Below are 13,401 nucleotides of genomic sequence, written 5' to 3'. Positions count from 1 at the left end.
TTCTCACGCATCGTGATCGGATGCGGGCTCGTCCCGTTCGGCCACCGATTCGTCCCGTTCGGCCGCCGATTCATCCTGTCCGGCCGCCGACTCGTCCCGTTCGGCCGCGGATTCGTCCCGTTCCGGCACCGACTCACCGCACCCGGACGCCGATTCGTCCAGCTCGCGCATCCGGCGGTGGACGGCGTCCCGCAGGCTTGTGCCACCGGGCGCGGCCGGCGCGGTGCCGGGCTTCTCCCCGGCCGTGCGATCAGCGGTCAGCTGGTCGATCAGCTCGTGCAGCCGTTCGGCACGCGCGTTGCTGTCGTCATCCTTCTTCTCCGCCATGGCGAACCCTCCTTGCCGGGCGGCTGAGACCGTCGCTCCTACTCATTGTCCTGCTCACCACCCTCCCAGGTGCCCTCGGTGGCCGATCCTGACCTCAGCTCCTCGATCTGGCTGCTCCATACGTCGGCGCGGGAGGCGGTGGACTCCTTGACCGCCGCGGTCAGGGTCCGTGCCTTGGCGAAACGGTCGGACTGCGGGCCGCTGGTGGCGATGCGTTCGGCGGTCTTGGTGCGCGCGTCGATGGCCGAGCGGAGGCTGCCGGTGCGTTCGGTCAGCTTGCCGAGGTCGCGGAACTGGGCCTCCTCGGTGCCGAACCAGATCTGCTGCCACCAGTGATCGGTGACCGGGTTGCGCCAGCTGATGTAGCCACCGCGCACGATCTTGCGAGGCTCTGTCAGCTTGCCGGTGAAGCTGTAGCGCACGCCGGGTGCGGCGACCGGGTCGTAGAAGCGCGGGGTGAAGAAGTCCGAGACCAGCAGTCCGTTGATGGTGTAGCCGTTCTCCGGCGCTTCCGACGGGTCGGAGACCTCGACCAGGAACTCGACCACGCCCTGGTCCGATTTCGGCGACTGTCCGGCGATCAGGCGGTTTCCCCAGGGGTCGGCGAGCATCTCCAGCATTTCGTGGCTCGCGGTCAGCGACCAGCTTTCGCTGTACTGGATCAAGGAGAACGGCTGGCCGTTCTTGTCCAGGTGGACGCCGGCCGCGCCGGGCTGGCCGATGTCGTCCCGGACGATCATCGGCCAGTAGCCGACCGGTACGTCCTTGAGCCTGTCGAAGGCGTCCACGGTGGCGGGGACCTGCCACAGCGGGGCGAAGTCGCGGGTGGCCTGTTTCTGCAGGGCGGCGGCGACGCGGTTGAGCTGAGACGCGGTGATCTCGGCGGTTTCGGACACGAGGGCGAGCTGGGTGACGAGCATGCCGGGCTCCGGTTCTGTCGAGGCTGGCGGGCGGACGGGCGGTCTGTCAAGGCGGGCGGACGGGCGGGGCGGTGCGGGGCGGGGCGATCACTCACCGGGCGGAGGAACGGTCGGTGCGGGTCGGTGCGGGTCGGTGCGGGTCGGTGCGGGTCGGTGCGGGTCGGTCAGGCCGGTGGGGCCGGTCGAGTCGGTCGAGTCGGTCGAGTCGGTCGAGTCGGTCGAGTCGGTCGAGTCAACTCAGCAGCCGCGAGAGCTCGGCGCCGTAGTCCGCGGGCAGATTGGTCTCATGGGCCAAGGCCGTCAGGAACGCGATATCGGCCGAGGCCGTCAGGCCGTCGAGCGTCACGGGTGCCTGGACGGCCTCGGCCAGCGGTGTCGGCGCGGGGCCGATGTCCGGTCCGGTCGGCTGCGGGGTCCCGGCGGCGGTCAACAAGGGCAGGCGCGGGCGCAGTTCCGCGCCGGTGGGCAAGACCTCGTCGAGCGCCAGCTGCCAGCGCACCTCTGTGTCCGGGGCCTCTGCGTCCGGGACCCCTGTGTCCGGGACCTTCATGAGCGGCGCCTTCATGAGCGGCGCCTTCATGAGCGGCGCCTCAGTGAGCGGCGCCTCAGTGAGCGGCGCCTCAGTGAGCGGCGCCCGGTCGGCGCGGGAGGCCAGAAGCGGCAGGTCGGCCAGGGCGGTGGAGAGTCGGCGGGTGGCTTCGGCCAGCGTCAGCCCGGCCACGACCGGGTCCGCGGAGGGGTCTCGCAGGTTGAGCGCCCGGTCGGCCGGCGCGCCGGACACCGGCTCTTCGAGCGGGGCTCCTGGGACGAGAAGCTGGAGCAGCTTCCGGGTGCCGTAGCGGGCAACGCCGTCGATCATGACCAGTTGGACGCCGGTGTCGCGGGTGTCGATCAGCGTCGCGTACGGATCGCCGGCGATGCCGTCGACGACGAGGACATCGGCGCGCAGGCCGGGCCGCAGGGAGCCCAGGGCTTGGTCCCAGCGCAGGATCCGGGCCGCGTCCCGGGTGGCCATGGCCACCAGCTCCTGGTCGGTGAAGACATCGCCGGCGGCGGCGGAAACCAGACGGGCCGCCTTGAGCTCCCCGAGCAGCCCCTTGCTCCCGGACACCGACCAGTCCGAGCCCAGCCCCATCAGTACGTGGGCCTTCTTGGCGGCGGCGATATCGGCGGTCCTGCCGTACAGCAGCAGGTTCGACAGCGGGGACCACACCATCGATCCACCGTGCCGGGCGAGGATCTTGAAGTCGGAGGCGGTCAGTGCGGTGCAGTGGATGCCCACCAGGTTCTCGGTGATGGCCCACTTGCCCGGCTGGAACTCCAGGGCCTGGAAGTGCGCCCGGGCGTCGTCGTCGGTGCCCTCGGCGAGGTGCAGCAGCAGTCGGCGGGACTTGTTGAGCCGGCCGACGAACTGCTCGGCGTCGGTCGCTTCGACATCGGCGATCCGTGACGACGCCTCGGGCAGATCCGCGTCATCGGTCTGCTCGATGTTGCGGATGACGCCGCGGTACATCCGGCGGGCTCCGGTGTTGCTGAACAGCGCGATGCCCTGACTTGTCGTCGTCCCGTTGACCAGCGCCTTGGCCTCGACGTACCGCACCACCGCGGGCATCAGCTGCGGATCCTGCCCCAGGACGGTCATCGGTCCGGTCACGAGGCCGTGGTAGGCGGGATTGCGACTGCCGCCCCACTGCGAGCGGTTGCCGTATTTCTTCGGCACCTGCCACAACGGCAGTACGTCGTACGGCAGATGGTTGTGCAGCTCGATCAGGCCGGGATAGACGGTACCGCCGGTCTCGACCGGGACGATCTGCTCGAAGCCGGGCGGGGCCTCCGCTGTGGCCGGGCGCACCGCCTCGATCAGCCGCCCACTGACGTAGAGGATGCCGTCCTCGATGACGGTGTCGTCCGGATCGAGCGTGACCAGCCGGCCCCGCAGCGCGAACCGGGAGGTCGAGTCATCTGCTGGAGGGGGCATGCAGGCATCCCTTCACCTATCCCCCGAGGAGCGCGTTGAGCGCACACCCCAGTCAACAAATGAAATAACGTATTGTCACTTAGCCATCACTGATGGTGATCGTCGATCCGCCCGTATGGAGTAGGAGACCTGGACGTGCACACCTTTGACCCCGGATACGGCAACGATCCGTACGCCGGCCTCGTACGCGACCACCCCGGCCCGGAGACGTATCCGCCCGAGCACTTCCGCGTCGAATGGGGTCCGATCTTCCACCGCGGCCGTCTCGACGGAACCGCCCGGGTCCTCGTCATCGGCCAGGACCCGGCCGCCCACGAAGCGATCACCCGCCGCATCCTGGTCGGCACCGCCGGCCGCCGCTTCCAGGGCTTCCTCGCCAAGCTTGGTATCGACACCAGCTACGTCATGATCAATACGTATCTGTACAGCGTCTACGGCCAACATTCCGGCAACGCCCACGCCACCGACCCCGACATCGCCGGCTACCGCCACGACTGGCTCGACGCCCTCATCGCCGACAACCCCATCGAGGCCGTGATCGCGCTGGGCAGCCTGGCCGACACGGCCTTCCACACCTGGCGTGCGACCCCGACCGGCGCCGCCTACACCGGTGCCTACCAGCACATCCTGCACCCCACCTACCCCGACAGCGCCGCGTCCTCGGGCACCGACCCCGCCAAGGCGCTGGCCAAGCTGCTGACCAACTGGAACGCCGCGCTCCAAGCCCTGCACCCGACCGTCACCCCCGAGACGCCCCGCCCCCTCGTCCCCTACGGCACGACCCTGACCCCCGACGACCTCGGCACCGTCCCCGAGGCCGACCTGCCGCCGGGCCTGCCCGCCTGGATGCGCTCCGACGAGCCGTGGGCCTCCCGTCAGGGCAGCACGCCGGCGGACAAGAGGGCCACCATCACCGTTCAAGTCCCCGCGGGTGCAAGGACGTTCTGAGATCCGGGAGAGGGCAAGCAAGGGGGATCCGCCTCGCCCGCCCCGTCCACCACAGGAGCGTCCGTCACGTCCCGGCCCGCTCCTGCTGGCTGCGCGCCCCTAGGGCCAGCGCTACCAGTGCGGCGTCCTCGGGGCGGCGCACATCGCCGCCGGTGAACTCACCGCGTGACGTTGCGGCGGCCGGGGAGGCGGAGCAAAGTCCGCACCGCGCAGGGTGAGTTCGCTGCCCCTCACCAACCGCACCGGCGCGGGCGGTGCGACGCCGGACTGTCAGACCCCTCGGCTACGTTGCCCCCATGACGGAATTCGTACTGGTTGCAGGGGCGTGGCTCGGATCGTGGGCGTGGGACGAGGTGGTGCCGGAGCTGCGTGCGGCCGGCCACGGCACCCATCCCTTGACGCTGTCCGGCCTCGCCGACAGGCAGGGTGTGCCGGCCGGTCAGCAGACCCACGTCCAGGACATCGTCGACGAGGTCGTAGGCCACGATCTGCGCGATGTCGTCCTGGTCGGGCACAGCTACTCGGGCATCCCGACCGGTCAGGCCGCCGAGCGGATCGGCGACCGGCTGGCCCGCGTGGTCTTCGTCGACTCCAACGTTCCGGCCGACGGCGAGTCGTTCGTGTCCGGCTGGCCCGACGGCCGGGCCATGGTGGAGGCATCGATAGCCAAGAACGGGGGCTTTTGGGCGCCGCTGACCACGGCCGATTGTGACGGCCAGGGCCTGACCGGCGAACAGATCGCACGGATCGTGGGCGGCTCCACGCCGCACCCGGGAGCCACGCTGACCGAGCCGGCCGTGCTGGCGCACCCGCTCGGTGAGCTTCCGGCGACGTACATCAAATGCCTGCTCGACGGCGCCGAGCCGAGCGACGACGTGGCCGCACTGCTGACCGGCGAGCGCTGGCGGCTGGTCACGATGGACACCGGCCACTGGCCCATGTTCTCCCAGCCGCGGGAGCTGGCTCGGATCCTCCTGGACGCGGCCGGGTAGCGGACGTCCGGCTGGGACCTGCTGTGCGCCCTGTCCACCTGCCCCGGCGGCCGGTCTGCCGGGCCCAGGCTTCGGGGGCCGGGGTGGGTGCGGTCGCCGCCCCGGGCGTGCTCCGGCAAGGGCGGAGCACGCCCTCTGAGAAAGTGGTAGATGCACGTAGACGCTCGCCGCTTGTCGCAGTCGAGAGGATCCCCCTATGCGCCTGCTCCTGATCCGCCATGGCCAGACCCCGTCCAATCTGGAGTTTCTCCTGGACACCACTGTCCCGGGGGCGGGCCTGACCGCGTTGGGCGAGCGGCAGGCCGCCGCGTTGCCCGGGGCGCTCGCGGGTGAGGACATCGAGGCGCTGTACGCCTCCACGCTGGTCCGTACCCAGCTGACCGCCGCCCCGCTGGCCGCCGCACGCGGGCTGGACGTACGGGTGCGGGACGGCATCCGGGAACTGTCCGCCGGGGATCTGGAAATGGTGCGCGGCGACTCCGAGGCGGCCAAGGCGTACATGGCCACGGCGTTCGCCTGGGCGGCAGGAGAGACCGGGCTGCGGATGCCGGGCGGGGAGAGCGGTGCGGAGGCGCTGGCGCGGTTCGACGCGGTGGTGGCGGAGGCCGCCGACAGTGGCGCCGGGACGGTCGCCATGGTGAGCCATGGCGCGGCGATCCGGATGTGGACGGCGGCCCGTGCACGGAACGTGGAGGTGCCGTTCGCCGCCGCGCACCTGCTGGACAACACGGGCGTGGTGGTCTTGGAGGGTTCGCCGTCGGCGGGGTGGACGGCGCTGTCCTGGGCCGGCGCCGCCGTCGCGACCGTGGCGTCCGGAGCGGACGGCGGACCGACCGGACGTCCGCTGGAGCAGCCCGCGCAGTAGGGCCTGGACGTTTCCGAGCAGGCCCGTACGGCGCGGAGCGCTCCCTCCGTACGGAGCCGGGCGAGAGCGGCGGTCAGTCGTCCGGCATCTCCGCCAAACGGAAGGGCCCCGCGGCACCGGGGCCGAACATCACCGGCAAGTGGTGTCCCAGCGGAACCACGACGAGTGGCTCGTCGCGGTACTCCCGGAGAAAGTTCTCCAGCGGCTCCCAGATGAGACCCCGATACCCCGACTCGGTCCGTTGACGTTCGAAGGAGAGGGTCAGCGCGGACTCGCCCACGGCGACGCTCACCGCGTCCAGCTCCAGCCACTCTCCGCCGATCCAGGCTTCGAGCCTCACATATGACATGGCGCAAGGGTGCCTTGTACCGTGTCGCGCTGGCAATCGGCCACGTTGGAACGTCCGGCAACGACTGCCCGGCCACGGGGCAACTGCCGCCTCACAGGCCGACCGCGGGTCGGGCCCACCGGTCCCGCGCGGGCCGCCCTGGTGATTGAACAGAAGACGCCGGCACGCCGTATCAGATGGCGGCGGCCCCGGCCTTCCGAGCCTGGTCCGCCGTCCCACCACCGGGTTTCGCACGGAAGGACCTTGGGTTGTCGCACTTCACCCGCTCTCGTCAGCTGCCGGACAGGGACAAGGCAACGCCGGAGGACGGTGCGCGGGGCGACCACGTCGCAGACGGCGCCGCCGGTGACGACCCGGACGAGGCCGTCATATCCGTCGGCTGGCGGGATCGGCATCCGGCCGCGGCGCGGGCCGTTGCGTGGACGGGCACTGGCCTGGCCGCCGCGCTGGTGCTCTTCGCCCTCCTCCTGCCCGACGAGCTCACCCGCCTCACGCCGGGCGAGTTCGTGCGCCTTCCGGTGGAGGGGATCTTCGGCGCCGCCGTGCTGCTCGTCCTGCCGCCGAAGGCGAGGCAGGTGGTGGCGGTGCTCGCCGGGGTGGGGCTCGGCGTGCTGACCCTCCTGAACGTTCTCGACATGGGCTTCTACGCGGTTCTCGTCCGGCCGTTCGACCCGGTTCTCGACTGGGTCCTGTTCGACGACGCCGAGTCGTTCCTCAGGGACTCGGTGGGCCGGGTGGACGCGATCGGGGTCGTGATCGGGGTCGTGGTCCTCGTCCTCAGCCTGTTCGTCCTCATGACGCTGGCGGTCGTGCGGCTGAGCCGCGTGATGGTCCGGCACAGCGCCGTGGCGACCCGTACCACCTTCGTACTCGGGACCGCGTGGATCGCGTGCGCGGCGCTCGGTGTGCAGGTCGCCGGCGTGCCGGTCGCTTCCAGGAGTGCGGCCGAGCGCGTCGAGGATCGCGCGGACCGGGTGCGTGCGAGCATCAAGGACGAGCAGGTGTTCGCCAAGGAGGCTGCCCACGACGCCTTCCGCGACACGCCTGCCGACCAGCTGCTGACCGGGCTGCGCGGCAAGGACGTCCTCTTCACCTTCATCGAGAGCTACGGCCGCAGCGCGGTCCAGGACCCCAGGATGGCGGCGCAGGTCGACGCGGTGCTGGCGCACGGGACCAGTCGGCTGCGCAAGGCCGGGTTCTCCTCCCGGAGCGCCTTCCTCACCTCGCCGACGGCGGGCGGCGGCAGCTGGCTGGCCCACTCCACCTTCATGTCGGGCCTGTGGATCCCGAACCAGCAGCGCTACCGCACCATCACGTCGAGCGACCGACTGACCCTCACCGGTGCCTTCCGGCGCGCGGGCGCCTGGCGGACGGCCGGCATCATGCCGGGCGTCACCCGGTCCTGGCCGGAGGGGAAGTTCTACGGACTCGACAACGTCTACGACACCCATCACCTCGGCTACCAGGGGCCGCAGTTCAGCTGGTCGCGGATACCCGACCAGTACAGCCTGTCGGCCTTCGAGCGGCTGGAGCACGGCAAGCCGGACCGCAAGCCGTTGATGTCGGAGATCATCCTCGTCTCCAGCCACAACCCCTGGGCACCCATCCCCAAGATGATCGGCTGGGACGAGCTCGGCGACGGCTCGGTCTACGGCGCCATCAAGAAGGCGGGCAAGGACCCCAAGGAGGTGTGGAAGGACCCCGCGCAGGTGCGCACCGAGTACCGGCGTGCCATCGAGTACTCGCTGAACAGCCTCATCTCGTACGTGGAGAAGTACGGCAACAAGAACACCGTGCTGGTCTTCCTCGGCGACCACCAGCCCGTACCGACCGTCACCGGCGACAAGGCCGGCCGGGACGTTCCGATCGCGATCGTCGCCCACGACCCGGCCGTGATGAAGCGAATATCCGGCTGGGGCTGGCAGGACGGGCTCAAACCGGGCCCGAAGGCCCCGGTCTGGCGGATGGACACCTTCCGCGACCGCTTCCTGACCGCCTACGGCCCGCAGCCCGGCGCCACTCCGCCATCGCCGGGCCGGTAGTCACAGGGGGCACCGATCACCACCCGCTTCGGCAGGAGTTCGAACTTCGCAGACACGTTGCCATCTGCCTGACCCATCGTTGAATACGTCATGACCAAGACGCACCGCCTCGTCGCCGCCGTGATCCTCGCTGCCGGCGCCACAGCCGTGACCGCCCCCGCGGCGAACGCCTCCCAGAACGACCGTCCGCTCTTGTTCAGCGTGGACAACGAGCTGGCCAAGCTCAACGACCTCGGCCCCAACGGCAAGGTGGCACGGGCAGCGACCTCACTCGATCCCGTCCTCGGCCTGCTCGCCCCCGTCACGAGCGTGCTACCTCACTGACACGTCCGGGTGGCGGCGCTCCCGGTCGCCACCACACGCCGCCGCGGGGGTCCCGCCCGAGGTATTGCCGACCGCGCATCCCTCGTAACTCCGTGGCCCCTGGCGGCACTTGAGCAGCTCGGAGGGTGGTTTCGGAGCGCAAGAAGCCAGCACCATAAGCCATCCTTTAAGAAATGCAAAGTAGCATTATGAGGGCAAATCAGGTCGCATACACGGAGGCGTGCAATGTGCGGCGACGTGCCCGGACACCCCTGGAATGAATACTTCCGCTACTTCCACGTGTGGTAGCGGCGACGCGACGCCAAGTAGTCGCACGTTCATACGGAATCGCGAATTCAGCGCGGCGAGCATTTCCGGCCGGACACCGGCAAACGTCTGGTTGCGGGCGGCGGATTACGACAAGACGATCCGATTGTTCCCGCGTGTCGATCGGCCCGTGCGCCGGCCGATCGGCATGTCTGTCTGCGAGGAGGTCCTGTGAACGACCAGACGAGTCTCAGCCCGGATGCGGCACGGCAGCTCGCGACCACCACCAAGACCAGCCCGCAGATGCGCGGCATCACCCCGCGCTATCTGCTGCGTGCCCTGCCCTGGGTCGACGTCGAATCGGGCGTCTTCCGCGTCAACCGCCGCCGTACGTACGTCCTCGGCGACGACCGCATCAGCACCCACACCGACGGCGGTTCACCGCGCGTCATTCCGGGAGACCTCCGGGAACTGCCGTACCTCAGGGAGGCCGACGACGCGCTGCTCTCCGAACTCGCCGGCGCCTTCACGGAAGTCACCTTCGAGGCCGGCCAGATGCTGGCCCAGGACGGTGACGCGCACGACCAGCTGTGGGTGATCGCCCAGGGCCGCGCCGAGAAGCGGGTGAGCGGGCGCTACGGCGAGGACGCCGTGCTCGAAGTGATCGGCGACGGCCAGTTCTTCGACCTGGACGCCTGGACCCGCTCCGAGCCCATGCCGTACCGCGTCAGGGCGCTCACGCCCGGCGTGGCGCTGTGCGTCGAACGCAGCGTGCTCGCCGGGCTGTGCGACCGCGACGCGACGGTGCGGGGAGCCATGGACGCCTACCTCGCGGCGGACGGCATCATGCAGGGCACCGAGGTGCCGGTCGATCTCAGCGCCGGGCACGTCGGCGAACCCGACCTTCCCACGACGTTCGTCGACTACGAGGACACGCCCCGCGAGTACCACATGACCCTCGCCCAGACCGTGCTGCGCGTGCACACCAGGGTCTCCGATCTCTACAACGGGCCCATCGACCAGATCCGGGCCCAGTCCAACCTCACCGTGCACGCACTGCGCGAGCGGCAGGAGTCCGCGCTGCTCAACCACCCGGAATTCGGCCTCTTCAACAACGTGGCCCCTGGGCAGCGGGTGCAGGCGCGCACCGGTTCCCCGACCCCCGACGACCTGGACGAGCTGCTGGCCCGGGTCTGGAAGCAGCCCGGCTACTTCCTCGCGCACCCCAAGGCCATCGCCGCGTTCGGCCGGGAGTGTACGCGTCGGGGTGTGCCCCCGATCATCGACAACCGGTTCGGCAGCCCGCTGCTGACCTGGCGTGGAGTTCCGCTGCTCCCCTCCGACAAGGTGCGGTTCTCCGGCAGTGCGGGCATCGGCACCACCGAGATCCTGCTGATGCGCGTGGGCGAGGCCGAGCAGGGCGTGGTGGGTCTGCGTCCCGCGAAGGTCGAGGACGAGGTGGAGCCCGGTCTGTCGATGCGGAACATGGGCGTCGACCAGAAGGGCATCACGTCGTACCTGATGACGGCGTACTTCAACACCGCGGTGCTGGTCGAGGACGCGCTCGCCGTGCTCCAGAACGTCGAGGTCGCCAACTACCATGACTACTCCTGACGTCACCCGGAGTCTGTGGCCGAGTGCGGCTGTGACTCCGAACCCGCTTAACGGCGGTCTGCCGTCCACCGATCCGGCCACGGCGGCGGTCACCACACCGGTCACCGACCCGGTCTCGGCACCGGTCACTGCCTCCGACGCCCAGGCCACCCAAGCCACCCAGCCCGCCCAACCCGCCGGCCTCCCCGGCCAACCCGCCGCCTTCTCCCCCGAGTTGGCGCGCCGGGACTTCCCGATCCTGCACCGGACCGTGAACGGACACCCCCTGGTCTGGCTGGACAACGGGGCAACGACACAGAAGCCACGCCAGGTGATCGAGACACTGGCCGCCTTCTACGGATCCGCCAACTCCAACATCCACCGTGGTGCGCACACCATGGCCCGGGAGGCCACCGAGGCATACGAGGCGGGCCGGGCGGCGGTCGCCCGGTTCCTGGGCGCCCCCTCACCGGACGACATCGTCTTCGTCCGCGGCACCACCGAGGCGATCAACCTCGTCGCCCAGAGCTGGGGACGGGCCAACCTCGGCCCCGGGGACGACATCCTGGTACCGGTGCTGGAGCACCACTCGAACATCGTCCCCTGGCAGTTGATCGCCAAGGAGACCCGGGCCCGGGTGGTGCCCGTACCTCTGCAACCGGACGGCCAGATCGATCTCAACGCGTACGCCGATCTGCTCTCCATGCGCACCCAACTCGTCGCGATCAGCCATGCGTCGAATGTGCTCGGCACCGTCCCGCCGGTGCGCGAGATGACCGCACTCGCGCACCGCTACGGGGCCAAGGTGCTGGTGGACGGGGCGCAGGCGGTGGCGCACTTCCCCGTCGATGTGCAGGACCTGGACGCCGACTTCTATGTGTTCTCCGGCCATAAGCTGTTCGCCCCCACGGGCATCGGCGCGCTGTACGCGAAGCCGGAGATCCTGCGGAACATGGCGCCGTGGCAGGGCGGCGGCAACATGATCGAGTCGGTCGACTTCACCCGTACCACCTATGCCCCCGTACCCCACCTCCTGGAGGCCGGTACCGGGCACATCTCCGGCGTGGTCGGTCTGCTGTCCGCGCTGAACTGGCTGACCTCCTTCGACCGGGACGCCATCGCCGCCTACGAGACCTCGCTGATGGCACACGCACAGCAAGCCCTGTCCACGGTTCCGGGACTTGAGCTGCTGGGCTCCGCGCCCGACAGAATCGCCGTACTGACCTTCACCCTCGCGGGCCACGACCCGACGGAGATCGCCGCCTGGCTGGACCGCGACGGCATCGCCATCCGTGCCGGCCACCACTGCGCCCAACCGGCCCTGGCCCACTACGGCCTGCAGAGCGCGGCCCGTGCCTCGCTCGCCCTCTACAACACACCCGAGGAGGTGGACAAGCTGGTGGCGTCCCTGCACGGACTGCTGCAAGCCACCTGACGCCCCCGACCGTCCGACGTCGCCGACCGGAGTCCGGTCGGCGACGTCGGCGTCGGTGAACGGCCGGGTCAGATCCGGTCGAGGATCTTGTTCATCTTCTTGACCTCGGTCGACTGGTTCTTGACCACATCCTCGGCGAGCTTCTTCGCCGTGGCGTTCTTGCCGTTCTTCTGCTCGTTCCGGGCCATGTCGATCGCGCCATTGTGATGGGCGATCATCATCTGCGCGAACTTCCGGTCGAAGTCCTTGCCCTTGACGGCCTTGAGCTCCTTCATGTCCTTGTCGGACATCATCCCCGACATACCGGAGCTGTCCATGGAGTGGGAGCCGTGGTGCATGCCGGGCATGGACCCGCCCGACACAGGCTTGCCCCAGGCCTTGAGCCAGGACTTCATCTCCCGGATCTCGGGGCCCTGAGCCTTCTCGATATCACCGGCGAGGGCCTTGATCTCCGCATCCCCGGCCCGGCCGTCGGCGAGCTCGGCCATCGCCACGGCCTGCTCGTGGTGGGGGATCATCATCTGCGCGAACAGCACATCCGCGTCGCCGAACGCGCCCGGTGCGGGGTTGGCGCCGGCGCCCTGGGTGGCCGTCGCCGACGGCTTGCTCCCGTGGTCCATGCCGCTCGTGTTGTCGTCACTGTTGCTGCATGCGGCGAGTACCAGCCCTGCCGCGGCAACGGCGCCGACCAGGGCGATACGGCGGGCCGGCGTGCGGCGCACGGCATGCTTGATGGTGGTCATGTCAACCTCGTGTTGTCTGTTCTGCTCTGCGGAATTGTTGGCGAACGGGGCGACGCGGGCAGCGGAAAGCGCCCGCGGCGGCGTTCGGCCTAAATCCGCAGGACCGACAGTTGAGCGAGGTCGGGTCGGGGCGGTGGCGGATTGGGGCGCTGGGCGGTGAGGGCGCCGGCGCGCAGCCGTACGAGCCAGTCGGGCCGGCGGCTGAGCGCCGCCCACAGCAGACCGGCAAGGATCCAGCCGCCGAGCACGGCCACACACAGGGAGGTCATGTCCATCGCCATGCCCGGACCGTGCGAGGACGACTTCGTCCTCATGTCATGGCCCGAGGAGTGCGACGAGGCCGCGGCCGCCTGTGACGGCGAGGCCATGCCGTCGCCCATGTGAGTGCTGGAGGCGGCTGCGTGCGCCGCGGTCCCCATGGCCGAGCCGGAGGAGCTGTCGGGATGGCCCACCGTATGCATCACGAAGACGCCGAGCGCGAGCACGACAACGAGCAGCAGCTGCCCACAGGCACCTGCCGCCCGAATCCCGCGGCGCGCACTCACGTCATGACCTCCGGCATCGACCCTACCCAAGGGCCCGCCCGCACGGCGCAGCACCCCGGGAGCCGTGAAGTCGCCACGTACGGCGCATCGATCG

At 69.9% G+C, this 13,401-nt stretch carries 13 protein-coding genes and 1 pseudogene; 8 read left to right on the top strand and 6 right to left on the bottom strand.

Going from position 1 to position 13,401, the window contains the following annotated elements:
* Positions 1-3: 3 nt before the first annotated feature.
* Positions 4-327 carry a hypothetical protein gene (locus DY245_RS02125; RefSeq protein WP_128502846.1) on the bottom strand — a complete coding sequence of 108 codons (324 nt, stop codon included), beginning with the start codon at positions 325-327 and terminating at the stop codon, positions 4-6.
* A 38-nt stretch (positions 328-365) separates the two neighbouring features.
* Positions 366-1,247 carry a hypothetical protein gene (locus DY245_RS02120; RefSeq protein ID WP_128502844.1) on the bottom strand — a complete coding sequence of 294 codons (882 nt, stop codon included), beginning with the start codon at positions 1,245-1,247 and terminating at the stop codon, positions 366-368.
* A 389-nt stretch (positions 1,248-1,636) separates the two neighbouring features.
* Here DY245_RS02120 and DY245_RS48615 point away from each other — a divergent pair, with 389 nt between their 5' ends.
* Entirely contained in the window at positions 1,637-2,086 is a 450-nt protein-coding gene (locus DY245_RS48615) for a pentapeptide repeat-containing protein (protein WP_483409808.1), read from the top strand.
* 17 nt (positions 2,087-2,103) lie between these two features.
* Here DY245_RS48615 and DY245_RS48610 read toward each other — a convergent pair.
* A pseudogene (locus DY245_RS48610) lies at positions 2,104-2,760 on the bottom strand (amidohydrolase family protein); the annotation flags it as partial.
* A 600-nt stretch (positions 2,761-3,360) separates the two neighbouring features.
* Here DY245_RS48610 and DY245_RS02110 point away from each other — a divergent pair.
* The 3 genes from DY245_RS02110 to DY245_RS02100 all read left to right on the top strand — a co-directional run bounded on the left by DY245_RS02110 (position 3,361) and on the right by DY245_RS02100 (position 6,030).
* The gene (locus DY245_RS02110) at positions 3,361-4,173 is read left to right on the top strand and encodes a uracil-DNA glycosylase family protein (protein ID WP_128502840.1); all 813 of its coding nucleotides are present in this window, start codon (positions 3,361-3,363) and stop codon (positions 4,171-4,173) included.
* Positions 4,174-4,469: 296 nt separating this feature from the next.
* Positions 4,470-5,165 carry an alpha/beta fold hydrolase gene (locus tag DY245_RS02105; protein WP_128502838.1) on the top strand — a complete coding sequence of 232 codons (696 nt, stop codon included), beginning with the start codon at positions 4,470-4,472 and terminating at the stop codon, positions 5,163-5,165.
* A 196-nt stretch (positions 5,166-5,361) separates the two neighbouring features.
* Entirely contained in the window at positions 5,362-6,030 is a 669-nt protein-coding gene (locus tag DY245_RS02100) for a histidine phosphatase family protein (RefSeq protein ID WP_128502836.1), read from the top strand.
* A 73-nt stretch (positions 6,031-6,103) separates the two neighbouring features.
* Here the strand turns inward: DY245_RS02100 and DY245_RS02095 are convergent, their stop codons facing one another.
* Positions 6,104-6,379, bottom strand: a complete 276-nt coding sequence (locus tag DY245_RS02095) for a hypothetical protein (protein WP_128502834.1) — start codon at positions 6,377-6,379, stop codon at positions 6,104-6,106.
* 248 nt (positions 6,380-6,627) lie between these two features.
* Here DY245_RS02095 and DY245_RS02090 point away from each other — a divergent pair, with 248 nt between their 5' ends.
* From DY245_RS02090 to DY245_RS02075, 4 genes are all read left to right on the top strand, one after another.
* Positions 6,628-8,421, top strand: coding sequence for an LTA synthase family protein (locus tag DY245_RS02090; RefSeq protein ID WP_128502832.1), 1,794 nt, complete (start codon positions 6,628-6,630; stop codon positions 8,419-8,421).
* 90 nt (positions 8,422-8,511) lie between these two features.
* Positions 8,512-8,745 carry a hypothetical protein gene (locus tag DY245_RS02085; RefSeq protein WP_128502830.1) on the top strand — a complete coding sequence of 78 codons (234 nt, stop codon included), beginning with the start codon at positions 8,512-8,514 and terminating at the stop codon, positions 8,743-8,745.
* A gap of 477 nt (positions 8,746-9,222) precedes the next feature.
* Positions 9,223-10,605 (top strand): family 2B encapsulin nanocompartment shell protein, encoded by a 1,383-nt coding sequence (locus DY245_RS02080; protein WP_128502828.1) that lies wholly within the window; start codon positions 9,223-9,225, stop codon positions 10,603-10,605.
* A complete protein-coding gene (locus tag DY245_RS02075; RefSeq protein ID WP_128502825.1) occupies positions 10,592-12,019 on the top strand; it encodes a SufS family cysteine desulfurase in 1,428 nt (475 codons plus the stop codon). Before DY245_RS02080 ends, DY245_RS02075 begins: the two co-directional genes overlap by 14 nt.
* Before the next feature lie 68 nt (positions 12,020-12,087).
* On the opposite strand, the gene DY245_RS02070 is transcribed toward DY245_RS02075, so the two are convergent.
* Positions 12,088-12,762, bottom strand: a complete 675-nt coding sequence (locus tag DY245_RS02070) for a DUF305 domain-containing protein (RefSeq protein ID WP_128502823.1) — start codon at positions 12,760-12,762, stop codon at positions 12,088-12,090.
* An 89-nt stretch (positions 12,763-12,851) separates the two neighbouring features.
* Positions 12,852-13,307 carry a DUF6153 family protein gene (locus DY245_RS02065; RefSeq protein WP_128502821.1) on the bottom strand — a complete coding sequence of 152 codons (456 nt, stop codon included), beginning with the start codon at positions 13,305-13,307 and terminating at the stop codon, positions 12,852-12,854.
* Between the last annotated feature and the right edge of the window lie 94 nt (positions 13,308-13,401).

Origin of the sequence: Streptomyces inhibens (assembly GCF_003389455.1) — a bacterium.
Classification (GTDB): domain Bacteria; phylum Actinomycetota; class Actinomycetes; order Streptomycetales; family Streptomycetaceae; genus Streptomyces; species Streptomyces inhibens.
Note: the sequence above shows the minus strand (reverse complement) of the source record. Positions and strands in the feature narration are given on the sequence as shown.